This window comes from Glaciihabitans sp. UYNi722, from assembly GCF_040549465.1.
Taxonomy (GTDB): Bacteria; Actinomycetota; Actinomycetes; order Actinomycetales; family Microbacteriaceae; genus Lacisediminihabitans.
The window spans coordinates 66,359-86,506 of the sequence record NZ_JBEPTL010000013.1 but is presented as its reverse complement, the minus strand read 5'-3'; the positions used below and the strand labels follow the sequence as shown (position 1 = coordinate 86,506).

The following is a 20,148-nucleotide window of genomic DNA, read 5'->3' as shown; positions in this document are numbered from 1 at the left end:
CTTGCGAAGAATATCAAAGCATGGTTCCATAAGTGAACCGTTTCATTTTACGACGCTGTGAAGGACTGGTTGATGACCACGTTGCGTGACAGGATCCAAGGCTGCTGGCTCGGAAAGGCCGTTGGTGGCACTCTGGGCCAGACGTTCGAAGGTCTGACCGGTCCCCTCACCGCCGACTTCTATTACCCGGTCCCGACCGAAATGGTCCCCAACGACGACCTCGACCTGCAGGTGCTCTACGCCTGTGTGCTGGGGGAAATGGAGTCGCCGGTAGTCGACCGCCACGTCTTCGCCGCGGCCTGGCGCGATCATGTCTCGTTCCCATGGAATGAATACGGCGTTGGCATGCGCAACCTGGCCGAAGGACTCGAGCCACCCCACACAGGCAGCTTTGACAATTGGTTCACCAAGGGCGAAGGGGCCGCAATCCGCTCAGAGCTCTGGGCGTGTCTTGCCCCGGGCAATCCAGACCTCGCCGCCGCATACGCCTACGAAGACGCTTGCTTCGACCACGACGGCGAGGGCATCTATGCCGCGCAGTTCCTCGCCCGCCTTCAGTCCCTCGCCTTCGTCGAGACCGACCCGGACGTGCTCTTGGATGGCGCCCTCACCGGAATCCCGAAAGACAGTGAGCTCTTCGGTGTGGTGACCGATACCCGTGCATGGGTGCTCGAGAACGACGACTGGACTGTGGTTCGCCAGCTCATTGTCGACACGTACGGGAGCGACGACTTCACCGACGTTCGCCAGAACACCGGTTTCGTCATCGTGGGCTGGCTCATGGGCACGACATTCTCCGAGCGGATTAGCATCACCAACAACTGCGGCGAAGACTGTGACAGCTCGACGGCCACCATCGGCGCCCTCCTCGGTATCCTCGACCCGAACTCCATTGAAGAGAAGTGGCTCGCCCCTATCGGCAACGATCTCGTACTCAACAAGGAGATCACCGGCATCACCCCTCCAGCGACGCTCGATGGATTCACCGACCTGGTCATTTCACTGCACGACCGCCTGTCGGGCGACCACCCCTCGGCGACGAGCTCAGAGTTCGACCCGAACAGCCACACCATCGCCGTCGAAGTCGCCCACTTCAACACGACCTTCGGCTCGTGGGCCGAGCGCGACAACTCGGAGCTGCCGCCCGTCGGCAGCGTACTCCCCGAGATATCGACCACGGCCTCCAGCCTCCCCGGCACCTGGGTTCAGATGCCGCGCGATGATTTCACAGACCGACTACTGCTGCTGCGCTACCGCGTGGATGCCCGCGGCCGAGAGAAGGTGCGACTCATGTTCAATTCGACAGAGGAATACCGCATCTGGCTCAACGGGGAATACCTCCACGGAGCTCAGGGCAGCAACCTCCTGTTCCCTGCCCCGCACATGGCGCCGGTGGGACAGTTCATCGACTTCTCCATGCCCGTGGGTATTCATGAGCTCACAGTCGTGGTCAAGAAACCGCCGGTAACACGAAACGTGGCCGAGTGGGTCATCGCGCTCGTCGAGCTCCCGAGCGCGCTCTGGATCGAAAACGCCTTCCGCCCATAAGCGGAAAGCGACTCCCAAGAAGACAAACCGAACACAAACCCACCTTCCCTACACCGAAGTACTGGAGAGAAAAGCAATGAAAATCACCGCACAAGGGTGGATGACAAAGGTCGCCGCCGTCACCGTCATCGCGATTGCCGCTGTCGGCATGACCGCCTGTTCGACCGGCTCGTCGACGACAAGCTCAAGCGCCAAGCAGACCATCAACTGGTGGTCGTGGAACCCGGACAACACGCAGGATAAGGCGTGGATCACCGCGTTCGAGAAGGAACACCCGAACATCACTGTCAAGCACCGCTTCATCCAGATCGCGGACTACCCGAACGCCGTACGCCTAGCCGCCACCTCGGGCTCGGGTCCGGATGTCTTCGGTTTGCAGGTGGGCGCTATGACGACGCAGTTCGCGCCGCTCACGGCCGACCTCGCCCCGCTCGCCGCCAAGAACATCGGCGCCGACTGGAAGTCGAAGCTGAACGCAACGGACCAGCTCGTCGTCAGTGGCAAGCAGGTTGGTCTCCCGTGGATGATCACAGGCGGGGGGCTGGTTTGGTACAACAAGACCATCTTCGACAAAGCCGGAGCGACGCCGCCCACCAACCTCGCAGAATGGCAAACGGCCTGCGCCAAGATCGAAGCCATCCAGGTCAAGTGCTTTATACAGGGTGCGAAGGATGACTGGGTCAACCTCGACGTGTACCAGACCATCGCCAATCAGATCACGCCCGGCACCTTCTATAAGGCGGTCAACGGTAAGGCCTCGTTCAACTCCGCTGACTTCACCAAAGCGTTCACGATCTGGAAGAGCTTGTTCAGCGACGGAATCATTCAGTCCGGTGCGCTCGCAACGACACAGTACCCGGATGCCAATGATGCCTTCAACAAGGGTCAGGCCGCGATGATCGCGTTCGGAACCTGGAACGACGACCACATGACGACCGCGACCCTCGCTGCTAACACTGCGACCTACGGTGACCAGATCAAGTCGAGCGTCTTCGTCCCGATAGCATTCCCCGATGTTGTCGGTGGCGCCAAGGAAACCGGGCGTCTCTTCGGCGGACCGGACGTTGGGTGGGCTATCTCTGCCAAGAGCACGAAGCAGGCAGCCGCCTTCACTCTCGTGCAGTGGCTCACCTCCAGCAAGACGGCACAGACGATGATGGCGACATCATTGCAGACGCCCGCGCTCAAATCGGTACCGGTGCCCGACACTGGCCTTGCAGATCCGGCCGTGCAGAAGCCGGCTCTCGCTGAGCAGGCCAAGCAGATCGGAAACCTTATCGGTTCCCGACAGATCACGAACGCCGATGTTGCGACCGCGCTGAGCCAGGCGCTGTCGTCAGTCGCCTCTGGGCAGATGACGCCGGCGGCGGCATCCGCTTCCGTCCAGAAAGCTATCGACACCGCCTTCGGCAAGTAAGCGTCACCGATATCCAACAGGAAGGGATGTCGGGCTCGGTGGCACATCATCGGGCCCGACAGACACCATGACCACCACCGTCATCAACAAGCCACCGGTGCAGAGCGCGTCCGTGAAACCGCCAGCCTCACGACGGTCGAACGGAAGGACCCCAGGCCAGCGGGCGATCACGCCGTGGCTCTACATCCTTCCGGCTGCCATCCTCGTTGTCGGGGTCATCTACGTGGGAATCGGCTACACAGGCTGGGTCTCGACGCTGAACTGGAACGGCATCGACGCCTCCGGGCGGCAGGTCGGCTTTGATAATTACATCGCCGCCGCAGAGGACCCCGTGCTCTGGCAAGCTCTGGGGCACGTCCTCGTCTTCGGCATTCTGACCATCGTGATCCAGATGGTTCTGGGGCTCATCATGGCGATCCTGCTCGGGAGCAACGCGGTCTTCGGGCGCCCGATCTACAAGGTGGTCATGTTTCTCCCGGTGGTGCTCGCACCGGCAGCTGTCGCAACTGCGTTCCGCGGCATCCTCGCTCCCGATGGCCAGTTCAACGGCCTTCTGCATGCACTTGGCATCAGCAGCGCTAACTCCGCGTGGCTCGCCGACCCGCACTTCGCACTGTATTCAATCGCCGCAATCAACATCTGGCAGTGGACCGGCTTCAGCTTCCTTCTGTACCAGGCGGCGATTTCGCAAATCGACCAGACGCTGTTCGAAGCCGCAGCCATTGACGGAGCAGGAACGTTCAAGGTCGTCCGATACATTCTCCTTCCGCAGGTGCGGGGAACGACAGCGACGCTCGCTCTCACCGGCTGCATCGGTGCCCTCAAGACCTTCGACATCGTCTACCTGACCACGGGTGGTGGGCCCGGTCGAAGCACCGAGTTCCTGACGACCTACGTCTACAAACAGGTCATCGAGCAGTACCACGCCGGCTATTCTGCGGCGCTGTCGATCATCCTGCTAATACTCGCCCTCACCCTCACCGCCATTCAAATTCGCGCCTACCGCTTCGGGGAGGATTGACCATGTTCGGACGCCCCAACAAACGCACCCGCCTCATCGCCCAGATCGCGGCGACCGCTCTTGCCCTACCCTTCCTGCTACCGCTCGTCGCGATTGTGGCCGAGTCCCTCCAGGGCGAAGGATTCATTAAGAACTATCAGGCAGTCCTGACCAAGACTCCTATCCTCCAATCAGCGCTCAACAGCGCGATCATCTCTGCCGGCGTCATCGCGCTCGTATACGTCTGCACGATGCTGTCGGCCTACGCGTTCGGCAAGATGAACTTTGCCGGGAAGAAGCTGGTCTTCAACGCCATCCTGGTGGGGCTGGTGCTGCCGACCATCGCCCTTGTTGTGCCGCTGTTCCTGATCGTCCAGAAGCTGGGGTTGTTCAACAACTATCTCGCGGTGATCGTGCCGCTCGCCGCAACCGTGATTCCGTTCACGCTGCTGCTCACACGCAACTACCTCGCCGCGATTCCCGATGAGGTGCTCGAAGCCGCGCGCATCGATGGCTGCTCAAGCTTCGGGACGCTCGTGCGCATCGTGCTTCCGCTTGCCAAGCCGATAACCGCGGTGCTCGTCGTCTGGGCCTTCCTCCAGGCGTGGAACGAATTCTTTCTTCCGCTGCTGTTCCTGCAGGATCAGTCGCTTCAAACTGTGACGACCATTCCCCTGTATTTCACCGGCACATACGGTTCTGACCAGCCCAAGATCTTCGCGGCGCTCGTGCTCATCTGCCTGCCGATTGTGATCGCCTACCTGTCCCTCCAGAAGTTCTTCGAGAAGGGTCTCTCAGCCGGCGCTATAAAGTAATGGTCGCTGGCCGCGGCTAAGTGGTCGAGCGCACGACGAGTTCGGGCACGAATGATTCGATCACGGCGGCCTCATTGCCGTCGGCGAGGTCGAGCACCAGCTGCGCAGCCACCCGGCCGAGGTCGTATTGCGGCTGGCGCACTGTCGTGAGCGGGATAGGCGCCAGCTCGGCCGTATCGATGTCGTCGTAGCCGACGATCGCGAACTGCTCCGGGATCGAGACACCACGACGAATGAGCGTCGCCTCAAGCGCTAGGGCGAGCAAGTCATTTGCGCAGACCGCGGCAGTGACTTCGGGAATGATGTCGGCGACTCTCTCGGCGCCCGTGACACGAGCGGCTGTCGAGTTGCCGTGCGCATCGAGACGGGTAAGGTTTCTGGGATCGAGCCCAGCCTCGACGATAGCCTGCTGGCATCCGGCGTATCGGTCGTCGATCTGCGGTTCTGCGCCCGGTCCGCCGAAGAAGACAATCTTGCGGTGGCCGCGCTCCAGCAGATGCTTCATCGCGACATACCCGCCGTGGACGTTGTCGACCTCGACAGTCGGAAATCCCGAGTTACGATGACCCGACCCCGCAATGACAACGACTGCGCCGCTCGCCTCCAGCTTGCGAAGATGACTTTCCGACGTACTCATGGCCATCACGACGGCGCCGACCACCCGCATCTCCGAAAGTGCCTGCGCGTAGTGGTCCTCACGGCTGCGATCACCGTCAGTGTTGCACGACACGACAACATAGCCCGATCTGATGGCAACGTCTTCGATACCGCGCGCGACCTCAGTGAGAAAGGGGTTTCCCGCATCCGGAATCATGAAGGCGATGGCGTGGCTGCGCGCGCCCCGCATAATTCGTGCGGCGGCGTTCGGTATGTAGCCCAGTTCGGCAATTGCCGACTCAATGCGACCGCGCGCCTTGGGAGAGACGGGCTTCTTATCAGTCAAATAGTTCGAAATCGACCCGAGTGAGACCTCCGCAAGCTGGGCGACATCGCGGATCGTCGCGCCACCCGCCACTTGCGATCACTCATCCTTCGTTGACCGATGAACCGTTACCGCCACACTATTGCAACCTCCGGGCAACTGCGATCGCGAGCACCACTTCGCTGTTCTGGCGGTTCTCATCGAGAGATTCTGACAGGTAAAACGAGAACCCACAGCCGCGGGCGAGCAATCGCGCTAGTCACCGAGGGCCGCAGTCGCGTAAAATTGAGCCAGTACGACTCAAGTTGGGTGGAAGGAATCGTCAATGGCCAACATGCAGGGTGCGCCCGGCTCCGACGAGAAGCAGAAGACCGCTCTCGAGAGCTACGGCGTCGATCTCACGGCCATCGCCCGCACGGGCAAGCTCGACCCGGTGATCGGTCGTGACGCCGAGATCCGCCGGGTCAGCCAGGTGCTCACCCGGCGCACCAAAAACAACCCGGTTCTCATCGGCGAACCGGGGGTCGGCAAGACCGCTGTCGTCGAGGGACTCGCCCAGCGCATCGTCGCCGGGGATGTCGCCGACTCGCTCAAAGGCAAGCGACTGGTCTCCCTCGACCTGGCGGCCCTGGTCGCCGGCGCGAAGTACCGCGGAGAGTTCGAGGAGCGACTCAAGGCCGTGCTCAAAGAGATCAACGACGCCGAAGGCGAGATCATCACCTTCGTCGACGAGCTGCACACGCTCATGGGCGCGGGCGGTGGCGAGGGGTCGGTCGCGGCATCCAACATGCTGAAGCCGATGCTCGCCCGCGGCGAGTTGCGACTCATTGGCGCGACGACGCTCGACGAGTATCGCGAATACATCGAGAAGGATGCCGCGCTCGAACGCCGCTTCCAGCAGGTTTATGTCGGCGAGCCGAGCGTCGAAGACACCATCGCGATTCTCCGTGGGCTTAAGGAACGCTACGAAGCCCACCACAAGGTGGCCATCGCCGACATCGCACTGGTGGCCGCAGCCTCCCTCAGCAACCGCTACATCTCGGGGCGTCAGCTGCCCGATAAAGCGATCGACCTCATCGACGAGGCGGCGTCACGGCTCAAAATGGAGATCGACTCGTCCCCGGTGGAGATCGACCAGCTGAAGCGCGCGATCGACCGGATGAAGCTCGAGGAGCTCGCTCTCAAGAAGGAAAAGGACGCGGCATCCAAGATCCGCCTCGACAAGCTGAGGCAGGAGATGGCCGATCGGCAGCACGAACTCGACGAGCTGAACGCCCGCTGGAACGCCGAGAAGGCGTCGCTGCAGGGCGTCGGAGACCTGAGGATGCAGCTCAACGACGCGAGGATCGAGCTCGACAGGGCGATGCGGGAGGGCCGCTACGAAGACGCGTCGCGGCTCGACTACGAGGTCATCAAAAAGATCGAGCAGGACATCGTCGCCGCTGAGCAGGTGGAGAGCACCGGCCCGCGCATGGTGAACGAGCAGGTGACGGATGAGGACATCGCGGCGGTCGTGGCAATGTGGACCGGCATCCCGGTGGGGCGTCTCGTGCAGGGAGAGACAGAGAAGCTCCTGAACCTGGAGGCGGAGCTCGGCAAGCGACTCGTCGGCCAGAAGAGGGCGGTGAGGGCGGTCGCCGAGGCCGTTCGACGTTCGCGAGCGGGCATCGCCGATGCCGACCGCCCCACCGGCTCGTTCCTGTTTCTCGGTCCGACCGGCGTCGGCAAGACCGAACTGGCGAAGGCGCTCGCCGAGTTTCTCTTCGATGACGACAAGGCCATGATCCGCATCGACATGAGCGAGTATGGCGAACGCCACTCCATCGCGCGGCTGCTCGGTGCCCCTCCCGGTTACATCGGCTACGAGCAGGGAGGCCAGCTGACCGAGGCGGTGCGGCGGCGTCCCTACTCCGTGATCCTGCTCGACGAGGTGGAAAAGGCGCACAGCGATGTCTTCGACGTGCTGCTGCAGGTACTCGACGACGGCCGACTGACGGATGGGCAGGGTCGCACCGTCGACTTCCGCAACGTCATCCTGATCCTGACCTCCAATCTCGGAAGCCAGTACCTGGTCGACCAGACCCTCAGCCAGGACGCCAAAGAGGAGGCCGTCAACCTGATGGTGCGCCAGGCTTTCAAGCCGGAATTCCTCAATCGTCTCGACGACATCGTCATCTTCACCGCGCTGTCGAAAGACAATCTCGCCCAAATCGTCGAACTGTACATTGACAGGCTGTCGCGGCGACTGCAGGACCGTCGCCTCGACCTGGCCGTGACCCCGGATGCCCGTTCATGGCTGGCCGAGCGCGGTTACGACCCGAGCTACGGTGCCCGCCCACTCCGGCGCCTCATGCAGCACGAGATCGACGACAGGCTGGCGACCGCGTTGCTCAGCGGCGACATCCGCGACGGGGACACTGTGATGGTGGACCTCGACTCCGACAACGACACGCTGAGCATCCGTAAAGGCGAGCTGTAGCGGCCGCGCGCGCGTGGTCGGGATCGATGCGCGGGCTGTCGCGTGGGCGCGGCTCCCGATCGACACGGGGATGATAGCCTGATCCGCGATGTCTGAAACCCGCAGCCGCCACCGCGAGCGAACCGCACAGACCAAGCCGACTCACTTTCTGCCCCATGTGCAGGGCCTGCGGGCGATCGCGGTCATCCTCGTGGTGCTCTACCACTTCTGGCCAGGCCGGCTCTCCGGCGGGTACATCGGCGTCGACATCTTCTTCGTGATCTCCGGGTTCCTGATCACCGGCCAGCTCGCGCGCGAGATCGAGCGCACGGGGCGGATTGCGCTGCCGAGCTTCTGGGGCAAGCGGGTGCGACGCCTGCTGCCAGCATCCATCACCGTGCTCATCTTCTCCACACTGGCGACCTTCTTCATCCTGCCGCTGTCGAGCCTCGTCGACTCGCTGCGCGAGATATTGGCGAGCACCTTCTATTTCGAGAACTGGTCCCTCGCCGCCAGCTCGGTCAACTATCTGGCCTCGCACGACGCTACGGCCGTGCAGCACTACTGGTCGCTCTCGCTCGAGGAGCAGTTCTACATCTTCTGGCCGCTGCTGCTGCTCGCGGCGACCTGGCTCGGCGTCAGGTTCTTCGGGCGGCGCCGATGGCTCGCGATGGTTGTCCTCGTGGTCCTGGTCAGCCTGATCTCACTCGTCGCCTCGGTGCTCTACACGCACAACAACCCGGCGGAGGCCTTCTTCGTCACCTTCACCAGGGTCTGGGAGTTCGGCGCGGGGGCCATTCTCGCCCTGCTGCCCAGGTTCCGCCCCCGCGGCGCATGGTGGCCGAACATCATCGGCTATGCCGGTCTCGTAGCCATTCTCGTTTCGGCATACAAGTTTGGCCCGAACACCCAGTTCCCCGGATACGCGGCCCTCGTGCCCGTGCTCGGGGCGGCCGCCATCCTCGTTTCATCGCGTGCGGAGCACTGGTGGGACATCGGCAGCGTGCTCGGCGGCCGCCCTCAGCGGTTCATCGGCGACATCTCGTACTCGGTCTACCTCTGGCACTGGCCGCTCATCATCATCGCGCCATACATTCCGGGTTGGGGGCTCGACGGCATCAACCGCATCGCGCTGCTGCTGGCCTCCTTCGTGCTTGGCTGGCTGACCAAGCGCTATATCGAAGACCCGGCGCGAACCTGGAAGTTCTTCACCACACGGAAGCCACGATTCACCTACGGCTTCATGATCGCGCTGATGCTGGTCTCGACCCTGTTCGTGGCCGGCGCCTTCGCGATCAACAATCCCAAGTACCAGGCGGCCGCAGCGGAACTGCAGAAGATCAGCGCGAATCCGCCGGAGTGTTTCGGGGCAGAACAGACCGCAGACTGCAGCAATCCGAAGCTCGCCGGCAAGGTCATCCCCGACGCCGGCTTCGGCAACGCGGACAAGCCAGGCAACAACGACTGCTTCGTGCAGCTCAACGAGTCGGCCGTGAAGGCCTGCCACTTCGGGTCAACGTCGCCGAACGCTCCGAAGGTCGCGCTCATCGGCGACAGCCACGCGTACCAGTACATCGAGACGATGAAGAAGCTCGCCGCGAAGAACGGCTGGTCGCTCACCACCTATCTCAAGGGAGCGTGCCCGTGGAACACCACCCCGATCGGTGGCCCGAGCGTTGCCTTCACCGACTCCTGCCAGCAGTGGCTGGTCAATCTCAAGGCTGAACTTGGTAAACAGCCGGCCTATGGCGCGATCTTCGTGACGGCCTTGCACGCCACCCCCTACGTGACGACAGCGACCACGAGCGCAGAAAAGACCGCGGAGATTGCCGCCGGATTCTCGAAGGCGTGGACCCAGGCGAAGGGCGCACCCATCGTGGCGCTCGTCGATAATCCGGACTTTCTCACCGATCCGAACAAGTGCCTTCGACTCAGCTCGCCGAAGGACTGTACAGAGAAGCGCGCGGACGTGCTGTCGAAGACGGACCCGATCGGGGTCGCGGCTAAGGACAGCGGAGCCACGCTCCTCGACTTCACCGACAAGTACTGCGACACGACGGACTGCTTCAGCGTGGTCGGTGGGGCGAACGTCTACCGCGATCAGGATCACCTCACCGTGACCTGGACGCTCACCCTCGCAAACCTCATCGGCAAGGCCATCACCAGCGCGCTCCCCGCTCACTGAGCGCGCAGCACTCCCGTCAGCGCGGGGTGTCGTCAACCGCGCGGATGTTGTAACCGCCGCGCCGTTGACGAAATACCGCGCGGTCGGGATGGGCTCAGGCGCCGAGCTCCTCGGTGATCGCAGCCACGAAGGTGTCGACATCCGCCTCCGTCGTGTCGAAGGCGGTCATCCAGCGCACCTCGCCTTTCGCGCGATCCCAGTCGTAGAAGCGCACCCTCTCGCGGATGCGGTCGGCCGCATCGTTCGACAGCACGGCGAAAACGGCGTTGGCCTGGGTCTGCTGGCTGAACGACAGGCCTGAGATGGTGCCGCCAGCGATCGCGTATTCGAGGGAGTGACGCAGATGCGTCGCCATGGCATTCGAGTGGTGCGCGGACTTCAGCCACAGCTCGTCGGTCAGCAGCGCGATGAGCTGTGCGCTCACGAAGCGCATCTTGCTCGAGAGCTGCATGTTGAGCTTGCGCAGGTACACCAGACCATCGGAGACGTGCGGGTTCAGCACCACGACCGCCTCGCCATAGAGCAGGCCGTTCTTGGTGCCGCCGAAACTCAGGATGTCGACCCCGGCATCCGTCGTGAAGTCGCGGAACGGCACCGCGAGGGCCGCGGCCGCGTTCGAGATGCGGGCGCCATCCATGTGTAGGGTCATGCCCAATGAGTGGGCGTGGTCGGCGATGGCGCGCACCTCGTCCACCGTGTAGAGGGTGCCGAGCTCTGTCGTCTGGGTGATGCTCACGGCGAGCGGTTGTGGGCGGTGCTCGTCGCCCCAACCCCAGGCCTCCTGGTCGATCAGTTCCGGGGTGAGCTTGCCGTCGGGCGCGGGGATGGTCAGCAGCTTGAGGCCGCTGATGCGCTCCGGTGCGCCACCCTCATCGGTGTGGATGTGCGCGGTGCTCGTTGCGACCACGGCGCCCCAGCGCGGCAGGATCGAGGTGAGCGCGGTGACGTTCGCACCCGTGCCGTTGAAGACCGGGAACGCCTCGGCCGGCTCGCCGAAGTGCTGTTTCATTACCTCCTGCAGGCGGGAGGTGTAGACGTCTTCGCCGTAGGCGATCTGGTGTCCACCGTTGGCCTCGGTGATCGCCGCCAGCACCTCCGGGTGCGCACCCGCGTAGTTGTCGGAGGCGAAGCCACGGTAGTCCGGGTCATGCAGTCGCGTCATTCCTCTAGTCTCGCATCCGGAGTCCCAGCGCTTTCCAGAAGCTCAGTGCTTTCCAGAAACTCAGTGCTCTCCAGAAACTCAGCGCTGGCTGGCCAGGGCGTCGGAGAGCTTGACCCTGCCGCCCATCCGCAGCAGCGAGTTGGAGTAGATCCGCGATCCGATCGCGATCACGAAAGCCGTCGACAGCAGCAGGACCACCAGCGACAGGATCGGCTCCCACCACTGTGCTGTACCGAGGAAGATGCGCATCGGCATCCCCACCGGCGCCGAGAACGGCACGTAGGACATGATGCCGAGCACCAGCGGGTTGTCATTGAAGAAGATCACCAGGAAGTAGGGGATCATCACGAGCATCGTCACCGGCGTCGTGACCGAGGCGACATCCTCCTGGCGGGAGACCAGGGATGACGCGGCCGCGAACAGCGCAGCCAGCAGGACGAACCCGAAGGCGAAGAACACCACGAACCAGATGATGGATGGCCCGAGGGTTCCGAGCAACCCGGACTGGCCGGTCACCAGCAGACCGATCCCCGCGAGCAGGGCGATCACCGCGATCTGCGTGAAGGCGAGGATGCTGTTGCCGAGCACTTTGCCCGCCAGCAGTGTCCTGACCGGAATGGTGGACATCAGAATCTCCACCACGCGGGTCTGCTTCTCCTCCACCACGCTCTGCGAGATGGTGCTGCCGAAGGTGATGGCCGACATGAAGAAGACCAGGCCGAAGGCGAGAGCGACGAAGTAGACCAGCAGCCCGTTCTGTGTCGGCGGATTGAGCAGCGTGACCGTCGGCGCGACGCTCAGCTGCGTGATCACGCCCTCCGGTGCCGAGTCGTTGGCGATCACGCTGATGCCGAGCGGCGAATCGCTCTTGTCGGCCGGCACAACTGCGGCGTCGACAGTGCCGTTCTTTACCAGCCTGGTGGCGGCCGCGACGGAGTCGGATTCACGCACGTCGAGACCCTTGGCATGCTTCACCACTGCCGTTGCGGATCCCACCACGGCGACCTTCGGCTCGGACGCGTTGGCGCTGGCGATGCTCCCGATCACTATCGAGGCGAGTACCGCCAGCAGGAGGATGCCGGTGGAGATCAGGAACGCCTTGCTGCGAAGCCGCATCGTGATCTCACGATGGGCCACGAGCCAGGTGCTCTGGGCGAATGTGGGGGCTACCGTCCTGGTCATTCGATTACCTCCGTGAAGATCTGCGCGAGTGATGGATGCTGCGGAGCGAACTGTGTGACTCCGCCCGAGTCCATCGCCCGGCGGAGAACGCCCTGGGCGATCGACGGATCGGTAGCCTCGAACAGCGCGTGTCCGCCGTCGAACTCGATCACGGTCACGCCTGGCACGTCGCGAATCCAGCCGACGTCGCCGTCGACCACGAGTTCCCAGCGGGCGTGTCCGTGCTGGGCGCGCAATTCGTCGCGTGAGGCGCTGGCGCGGATCGTTCCCTCCGAGATGATGACGAGATCGTCGCAGAGGCGCTCGACCAGGTCGAGTTGGTGGCTGGAGAACAGCACGGGTGCACCGCCGGCCGCGGCATCCCGAAGGACGCCGAGCACTGTCTCGACACCCATCGGGTCGAGGCCGGAGAATGGCTCGTCGAGGATGAGCACCTCCGGCTCGTGCACGAGGGCTGCGGCGATCTGTGCGCGCTGCTGGTTGCCGAGCGAAAGACTCTCCACCGGATCGTTGGCGCGGGCCGCGAGTTCCAGGCGGTCGAGCAGCCGTGTGGTGCTCGCCTGGGCGTCGCGCTGGCTCATGCCGTGCAGCCGCCCGAGGTAGACGATCTGCTCCGAGACCCGCATCTTCGGGTAGAGGCCGCGCTCTTCAGGCATGTAGCCGAAGATGCGACGATCGGATGCCGTCAGCTTCTCTCCGCCGAGGGTGACCTGCCCGGAATCCGCGTCGAGTACGCCGAGGATGATGCGCATCGTTGTCGTCTTGCCGGCGCCGTTGCCGCCGACGAAACCGGTAATGCGTCCGTCTCCCACCGCGAAACTCACGTCGGAGACCGCGGCGCGTTCACCGTATGTCTTCGAAACCCCGTCGATCTGCAGCATGCCGCTCCCTCTCGTGTCGTGACTCCACGCTAGAAGAGGCGGGGTGCTGTCGGCATCCCCCGGGAGACGGGTTTTCGGGGTCATCCTGGATGTGGAGTGCTACCGATGCGGAGTGCTACGCGCCGGGAACCGCAATCCCGTTCTCGTAGGCGAAGACCACGGCGTGCACCCGGTCGCGCAGCCCCAGTTTCTGCAGCACCTTCGACACGTGCGACTTCACGGTCGCCTCACCGACGAACAGCCGCGTGGCGATCTCGGCGTTGCTCATGCCGAGCGCGATCAGCCCAAGAACCTCGCGTTCTCGGGTGCTGAGGTCGTGCGCCGCCGTGCTCTCGGTGATCGCGGGTGCACGGCCGGCAAAGCGCTCGATCACGCGTCGTGTCACGTCCGGTGAGAGCAGCGCATCGCCGCGAGCGAGCGATTGCACCGCCTCGACCAGTTTCTCCGGCGAGGCATTCTTCAGCAGGAATCCGCTGGCTCCCGCTTGCAGCGCATCGAAAAGGTAGTCATCGCGATCAAAGGTGGTGAGGATCAGCACCTCGCCGCCCAGGCCGAGTTCGGCGATGCGTCGCGTGGCCTCCAGGCCATCCATGCCGGGCATCTGCACGTCCATGCAGATGACATCCGGATGCAGTTCCCTCGCGCGCGAGATCGCCTCTGCCCCCGTGCCGGCCTCACCGACCACCGTGATGCCGGGCTCGCTCTCGAGGATCACCCGGAATCCGCCGCGCACCAGCTCCTGGTCGTCGACCAGCAGCACGCGGATGTCGCTCACGACCTGTCCTCGTTGGTGGGGATCGCCGCGCGCACGAGGTAACCGCCGCGCGTGCGTGCTCCGATCTCGATGCTGCCACCCACAGCTCCCACCCGCTCCCGCATGCCGATGTGTCCGTGACCGGAGGTGACACCTGAGGCCGGACCGACCCGTCCTGCTCCGGTGTCGCTCACCTCGATCTCCACCGCCGTGTCCAGGTAGCGCAGCCGCATGTCGACGTCGGCGCCGGGGCCGGCGTGCTTGAGTGCGTTGGTGATCGCCTCCTGCGCGATGCGGAAGACGATCACGCCGATGGTAGCGGGGAGCGCGCGCGACTGTCCGACGGTGCTGAAACGGATGGGAAGCCCTGCCTCCTCCGCCTCGTGCACCAGGTCGGCGAGCTGCGCGACTCCGCGGGTGCTCGGGCTCTCGGTCGCGGCATCCGTCGTCTCGTCGTCTCGGAGCGTTGACAGCATGTGATGCAGCTCGTCGATGGCGCTGCGGGCGTTCGACTCGATCGCTTCGAGGGATGCCGCGGCCTGCTCCGGATTCGTCGAGAGCACGCGGCGCGCAGCTCCCGCCTGCACCCCCATGACGGAGACGTGGTGCGCGACGACGTCGTGTAGTTCCCTCGCAATGCGCAGGCGCTCGGTCGCTACCGCCCGGTCGGCGTTGCGCTCACGCTCGGAAGCGAGCTCCCTCGTGCGCGCCTCGAGGGCCGAACGCTGTCGTGCCGCAGCCCACGCACGATCGCCGAAATAGTAGGCGCCGCCAAAATAGAGGAGGTTGGTGAGGATCTGGATGAGTCCGAATGCGACGAGCGGCGAGAGCATCCCGACCCGCGAGATCTCCGGTAGTGCAGTCGGATTGCTGGCGCGAGCGATGAGTTCGATCAGGATCCAGACAAACATGCCGACGATGATGAGCAGGCGCACGAGGGTGGCGCGCGGCCGACTTCTGCCCCAGGCACCGAGCGAGTAGAGGGCGATGAAGAGCGAGATGTTGCTGAACAGCAGCTCAGGGACGCTGAGCAGCTGGGCCGCCGCGAAGACGATGGATGTCACGATCGCGACGATCTCCGGTACGCGACGACGGAAGGCGAGCGGCACACTCGTTGCGAACAGGAAGAGTACGTCGATCCATATCGGAGCCTGGTTCGGATAGATCCCGGACCTGCTGTAGAGCAGCAGGCTGATGGTGGTGCCGAAAAGCACCACCGCGGCCAGGATGCCGTCGCCGCGGTATCCACGTCGGTCGGGCAGCGGGCGCACCCATTCGGTGTCGAGGGGATCGGATGCTGCAGCGCTCACGCAAACAACGCTAGCCGCGGCATCCGCCCTGGCAATCCCCGCGGGGCGGAATTGCGCGGGTGTTCGACTATTGAGGTGCGCCAAATGGTGCCTCCCAAGCCCCCGGAAGGACCATTTGGCGCACCTCAACACCATTTGGCGCACCTCAACGAAAGAAGCCGCCGAAAAACAAGGGGTTGATGGATGTTTTTAACCGGTATAGGTTATCTAAACCGGTTCAGAATGATCGAACCAGCGACAACAACTCAACGTGGAGGTCTCGATGGCGAAGCAACGCCCGACGATCTCCGATGTCGCGCGCGAAGCCGGCGTGAGCAAAGGACTGGTCTCCTTCGCCCTGAACGACAGGCCCGGAGTCGCCGCCGATACCCGCCTGCGCATCCTCGACGTCGCCAACGAGATGGGATGGCGCCCCAGCCTTCGTGCGCGGTCGCTGAGCACCGACCGCGCTTTCGCACTCGGGCTGGTCATCGCCCGCGATCCCGAGATCATGTCGGGCGACCCGTTCTTTCCGGCATTCATCTCCGGCGTCGAGGCCGCGCTCGCACCGGTCGGACAGACGCTCGTGCTGAGCATGGTGGAGAGCGAGGCGGCCGAGTTCGCCAGCTATCGTCAGCTCGCCGACCACGGTCGTATCGACGGGGTGATCCTCAGCGACCTGCGGCGCAACGATCCGCGTGTCGCACTGGTCCACGAGCTCGGGTTGCGGGCGATCACCCTCGGGCACCCCGACATCGAGTCGCCGTTCCCCGCGATCTCGGTGGACGACAGCCCCGGCATCCGCTCCGTCGTGGCGCATCTCGCCGATCTCGGTCACCAGCGCATCGCCCACGTCGCGGGTCCGTCGCGCATGCTGCACGGCATTCGCCGCAGCGAGTCCTTCGCGAGTGCGCTGCAGGAACGCGGCCTGGTCGACACCCTCGTCGTCGAGACGGACTTCACCGCCGCGGACGGCGCGCGGGCCACCCGCGAACTTCTCAAGCTCGCCGATCGGCCGACGGCGATCGTCTACTCCAACGATGTGATGGCCATCGCGGGGCTCGGTGTGGCCCAGCGCTCCGGATTCGACGTGCCGCGCGACCTCTCGATCACCGGATTCGACGGCAGCGACATCGGAGCTTACATCTACCCGTCGCTCACCACCGTGACCACCGCCGTACAGGACTGGGGCCGGCAGGCCGCAGAACTGCTGCTGCGCGTGATCGCGGGCGAGCAAGGCGACGACATCGAGCTCGCTCCCGCGCAGCTCGTGGTGCGCGAATCCAGCGCGCCGCCCCCCACCACCGATATCCCCTACCCAAGGAAAGGAACCGATCGTGACTGAACGACACCGAAGTCGTAACGACCGCGCGATGCGCAATAGAGGAAGACGGAGCCGGATGGTGCTGGCCGTCGCCGCACTCGCCGCGAGTTCTCTGCTGCTCGCCGCCTGCAGCGGCAGCGGTACCGTGACGACGAACAAGCCCAATTCGTCCAAGGGTCCCATCACTGTCTGGTACTCCAACAACCAGCAGGAGGTCGAGTGGGGCAAGCAGATGGTCGCAGCCTGGAACAAAGATCACCCTGACGAGCAGGTGAAGGGCCAGGAGATCCCCGCGGGCAAGACCAGCGAGGAGGTCATCGGTGCCGCCATCACCGCCGGGAACTCTCCATGTCTGATCTACAACACGGCGCCCTCCGCCGTCGGACAGTTCGAAAAGCAGGTCGGACTCGTCGACCTCTCCAAGATCCCCGGCGCCGCAAACTACATCGAAGCCCGTAGTGGTGCCGTCGCCGACCAATACAAGAACACCGATGGCGACTACTTCCAGATGCCGTGGAAGTCGAACCCGGTGACGATCTTCTACAACAAAGAGATGTTCGCCAAGGCCGGCCTCGACCCCGACCACCCGAAGCTCGCCACCTATGCCGAGTTCATCGCCGCTTCGAAGAAGCTGGTGGCGTCCGGTGTGGCGCCCAACGCTATTCTGCCTGCCCCGTCGAGCGAGTTCTTCCAGAGCCAGTTCGACTTCTATCCGCTGTATGCGGCCGAGACCGGCGGCAAGCAAATAGTCGAGAACAACAAGGCCACCTTCGACGACCAGGCGGGCAGGGATGTCGCCAACTTCTGGGCGACTCTCTACAAAGACAAACTCGCCGGGAAGGAGAAATACCAGGGCGACGCATTCGCCGACGGCAAGGCCGCCATGGCGATCGTCGGCCCGTGGGCGGTCGCCGTCTACAAAGACAAAGTGAAGTGGGGCTCGGTTCCCGTGCCGACCAAGGACGGTCTGGCCGCTGACAAGACCTGGACCTTCAGCGATGCCAAGAACATCGGCCTCTACACGGCCTGCAAGAACCAGGGCACGGCCTGGGATGTGCTCAAGTTCTCCACCAGCAAGGCACAGGATGCCAAGCTCCTCGAGCTGAGCGGCCAGATGCCGCTGCGCAAGGACCTGGCCACCACCTATGCCGCCTACTTCGACAAGAACCCCTCCTACAAGGCGTTCGGAGATGCGGCCTCACGCACGGTGGAGGTACCGACCGGGCCGAATACCGTCCAGATGCTCCAGGCCTTCCGCGACTCATGGTCGAGATCGGTGATCTTCGGCAATCAGGACGTGAAGAGTGCGCTGCATGACGCAGCGCAGAAGATCGATTCGATCGCGAAACAACCCTAGGCGGCCATCATGACATCGACGATTACCTCCCCGCGGGACTCGCAGTCCCCAGCCGCCCAGTCCACCTCGGAGGGTCGGCGCCGCAGGCGTCGCCCGCTCGGACGCAATCCACTCGGGCTCCTCTTCAGCGCGCCGTACCTGGTCTTCGTGATCGCGGTCTTCGCATATCCGCTCGGATATTCGGTCTGGATCTCCTTCCACGACTTCTTCTTCGCCGCCCCCGGCGCCGACGTTCCGCGACCCTTCGTCGGACTGCAGAACTTCGTGACGGTGCTGACCGATCCCGCGGTCATCCGCTCCTTCGGTAACGTCGGGGTGTTCCTGCTGATCAACGTGCCTCTCACCGTCGTGCTCTCGATGCTGCTCGCGACGGCACTCAACCGGGTGGTGCACGCCCGCACGTTCCTGAGGGTGAGCTACTACATTCCGTACGTCACGGCGAGCGTGGCCGTGGTGGCGGTGTGGAGCTTCCTCTTCAACGACGGTGGACTGGTCAACAGCATCCTCGGTCCGCTTGCTCCGAGCCCCTCGTGGCTCATCAACGACCACTGGGCGATGCCGGTGATCGCGTTCTTCGTCACCTGGAAGCAGCTCGGCTTCTACATCCTGCTCTACCTCGCCGCGTTGCAGGGCGTACCGAAGGAACTCTACGAGTCGGCATCGACGGATGGCGCGGGCGCTCTCCGCCAGTTCTTCTCCGTGACCGTGCCGGGCGTGCGCCCCGCCACCGTACTGGTGCTGCTCGTCTCGACAGTGACCGGGGCGAACCTGTTCACAGAGCCGTATCTGCTCACCAACGGCGGTGGTCCCGACGGGGCGTCGACCTCTCCCGTGCTGATCATGTACCAGCGCGGAATCGAGCAGGGCCAGCCGGATGTCGCGGCGGCGATCGGCGTCATCCTGGTGATCCTCGTACTGATCATCGCCCTATTGCAGAACCGCTTCGCAGGAGGAAGAGACTGATGGCTGTCACCGGAGTCCAAACGCGCGTTCCGCGCCGATCTCGCACAGCGCCGAAGATGTCGAGGGGCCAGACCATCCTGCGGGGTGTTGTGCTCGCCATCGGGGCGGTCGCGTTCCTCTTCCCGTTCTATTACATGATCATCGGTTCGCTCCAAACGAAATCGGATGCCTCCCTTGGGGGTGCGCTGCCCAACCTGTCGAACATGACCGGCCAGAACTACACAGACATCAACTCCCGAATCAATCTGTTCCAGGGCTTGCTCAACTCCGGCATCTTCACCGCCGGTGTACTCATCGGCACCATGGTGTTCGGACTGCTCGTCGGCTACGCGCTGGCACAGTTGCAGTGGCGGGGCCGTGGCGTGACCTTCGCGCTGGCGCTGCTGGTGCAGGTCGTGCCGTTCCAGTTGCTCATCATTCCGCTCTACGTGCTGATCGCGCGCAACTACGGGCTGGCAGACAACTTCCTCGGCATGATCCTGCCATTCGCCATCAATTCGACGGCGGTGATCATTTTTCGCCAGTACTTCCTCCAACTGCCGAAGGAACTGTTCGAGGCGGCGCGAATCGATGGGGCGGGTGAACTCAAACTGCTCTGGAGCGTGGCGCTTCCCCTGGTGCGGCCGGCGATGGTCACCGTCGTGCTGCTGACCTTCATCGGACCGTGGAACGAGTTCCTCTGGCCGTTCCTGATCACGAAGGATGCCGCCCTCCAGCCGCTCGCCGTGTCGCTCGCCAACTACATCTCGAACGTTGCGGCGACGGCATCCAACCCCTTCGGGGCGACCCTGGCCGGGGCTGCGGTGCTCGCGGCGCCCGTCGTGATCCTGTTCATCGTGTTCCAGCGCTACTTCATCTCGACCGACATCGGCTCAAGCGTGAAAGGTTGAC

16 protein-coding genes are annotated in these 20,148 nt (G+C 63.8%); 10 read left to right on the top strand and 6 right to left on the bottom strand.

What is annotated here, in order from left to right; genetic code table 11:
* The first annotated feature begins 72 nt into the window (after window positions 1-72).
* From ABIB56_RS11150 to ABIB56_RS11135, 4 genes are all read left to right on the top strand, one after another.
* Window positions 73-1,548, top strand: a complete 1,476-nt coding sequence (locus tag ABIB56_RS11150) for an ADP-ribosylglycohydrolase family protein (RefSeq protein ID WP_354569280.1) — start codon at window positions 73-75, stop codon at window positions 1,546-1,548.
* 76 nt (window positions 1,549-1,624) lie between these two features.
* Complete coding sequence (locus tag ABIB56_RS11145; protein ID WP_354569279.1) at window positions 1,625-2,965, top strand: ABC transporter substrate-binding protein; 1,341 nt, start codon at window positions 1,625-1,627, stop codon at window positions 2,963-2,965.
* A gap of 67 nt (window positions 2,966-3,032) precedes the next feature.
* Window positions 3,033-3,986, top strand: coding sequence for a carbohydrate ABC transporter permease (locus ABIB56_RS11140; protein WP_354569278.1), 954 nt, complete (start codon window positions 3,033-3,035; stop codon window positions 3,984-3,986).
* Window positions 3,987-3,988: 2 nt separating this feature from the next.
* Window positions 3,989-4,780: a carbohydrate ABC transporter permease gene (locus ABIB56_RS11135; protein WP_354569277.1), complete on the top strand. Its 792-nt coding sequence runs from the start codon at window positions 3,989-3,991 to the stop codon at window positions 4,778-4,780.
* Between the two features lie 16 nt (window positions 4,781-4,796).
* Here ABIB56_RS11135 and ABIB56_RS11130 read toward each other — a convergent pair whose 3' ends face one another.
* Window positions 4,797-5,795, bottom strand: coding sequence for a LacI family DNA-binding transcriptional regulator (locus ABIB56_RS11130; RefSeq protein WP_354569276.1), 999 nt, complete (start codon window positions 5,793-5,795; stop codon window positions 4,797-4,799).
* Window positions 5,796-6,027: 232 nt separating this feature from the next.
* Here ABIB56_RS11130 and ABIB56_RS11125 point away from each other — a divergent pair, with 232 nt between their 5' ends.
* Window positions 6,028-8,181, top strand: coding sequence for an ATP-dependent Clp protease ATP-binding subunit (locus ABIB56_RS11125; protein ID WP_354569275.1), 2,154 nt, complete (start codon window positions 6,028-6,030; stop codon window positions 8,179-8,181).
* Window positions 8,182-8,269: 88 nt separating this feature from the next.
* Complete coding sequence (locus ABIB56_RS11120; protein WP_354569274.1) at window positions 8,270-10,345, top strand: acyltransferase family protein; 2,076 nt, start codon at window positions 8,270-8,272, stop codon at window positions 10,343-10,345.
* A 94-nt stretch (window positions 10,346-10,439) separates the two neighbouring features.
* Here the strand turns inward: ABIB56_RS11120 and ABIB56_RS11115 are convergent, their stop codons facing one another.
* From ABIB56_RS11115 to ABIB56_RS11095, 5 genes are all read right to left on the bottom strand, one after another.
* Window positions 10,440-11,507, bottom strand: a complete 1,068-nt coding sequence (locus tag ABIB56_RS11115; RefSeq protein ID WP_354569273.1) for a threonine aldolase family protein — start codon at window positions 11,505-11,507, stop codon at window positions 10,440-10,442.
* Window positions 11,508-11,585: 78 nt separating this feature from the next.
* Complete coding sequence (locus ABIB56_RS11110) at window positions 11,586-12,689, bottom strand: ABC transporter permease (protein WP_354569272.1); 1,104 nt, start codon at window positions 12,687-12,689, stop codon at window positions 11,586-11,588.
* The gene (locus tag ABIB56_RS11105) at window positions 12,686-13,570 is read right to left on the bottom strand and encodes an ABC transporter ATP-binding protein (protein WP_354569271.1); all 885 of its coding nucleotides are present in this window, start codon (window positions 13,568-13,570) and stop codon (window positions 12,686-12,688) included. The genes ABIB56_RS11110 and ABIB56_RS11105 overlap by 4 nt, the downstream gene beginning before the upstream one ends.
* Window positions 13,571-13,685: 115 nt before the next feature.
* The gene (locus ABIB56_RS11100) at window positions 13,686-14,345 is read right to left on the bottom strand and encodes a response regulator (RefSeq protein WP_354569270.1); all 660 of its coding nucleotides are present in this window, start codon (window positions 14,343-14,345) and stop codon (window positions 13,686-13,688) included.
* Window positions 14,342-15,634: a sensor histidine kinase gene (locus ABIB56_RS11095; protein WP_354569269.1), complete on the bottom strand. Its 1,293-nt coding sequence runs from the start codon at window positions 15,632-15,634 to the stop codon at window positions 14,342-14,344. The genes ABIB56_RS11100 and ABIB56_RS11095 overlap by 4 nt, the downstream gene beginning before the upstream one ends.
* Window positions 15,635-15,896: 262 nt before the next feature.
* On the opposite strand from ABIB56_RS11095, the gene ABIB56_RS11090 reads away from it, so the two are divergent.
* From ABIB56_RS11090 to ABIB56_RS11075, 4 genes are read left to right on the top strand one after another with little or no spacing between them, the layout of a single operon-like run.
* Window positions 15,897-16,958 carry a LacI family DNA-binding transcriptional regulator gene (locus tag ABIB56_RS11090; protein WP_354569268.1) on the top strand — a complete coding sequence of 354 codons (1,062 nt, stop codon included), beginning with the start codon at window positions 15,897-15,899 and terminating at the stop codon, window positions 16,956-16,958.
* A complete protein-coding gene (locus tag ABIB56_RS11085) occupies window positions 16,951-18,294 on the top strand; it encodes an extracellular solute-binding protein (RefSeq protein ID WP_354569267.1) in 1,344 nt (447 codons plus the stop codon). Before ABIB56_RS11090 ends, ABIB56_RS11085 begins: the two co-directional genes overlap by 8 nt.
* 9 nt (window positions 18,295-18,303) lie before the next feature.
* Entirely contained in the window at window positions 18,304-19,257 is a 954-nt protein-coding gene (locus ABIB56_RS11080) for a carbohydrate ABC transporter permease (RefSeq protein ID WP_354569266.1), read from the top strand.
* Window positions 19,258-19,313: 56 nt separating this feature from the next.
* Window positions 19,314-20,147 carry a carbohydrate ABC transporter permease gene (locus ABIB56_RS11075; protein WP_354569303.1) on the top strand — a complete coding sequence of 278 codons (834 nt, stop codon included), beginning with the start codon at window positions 19,314-19,316 and terminating at the stop codon, window positions 20,145-20,147.
* Window position 20,148 lies beyond the last annotated feature (1 nt).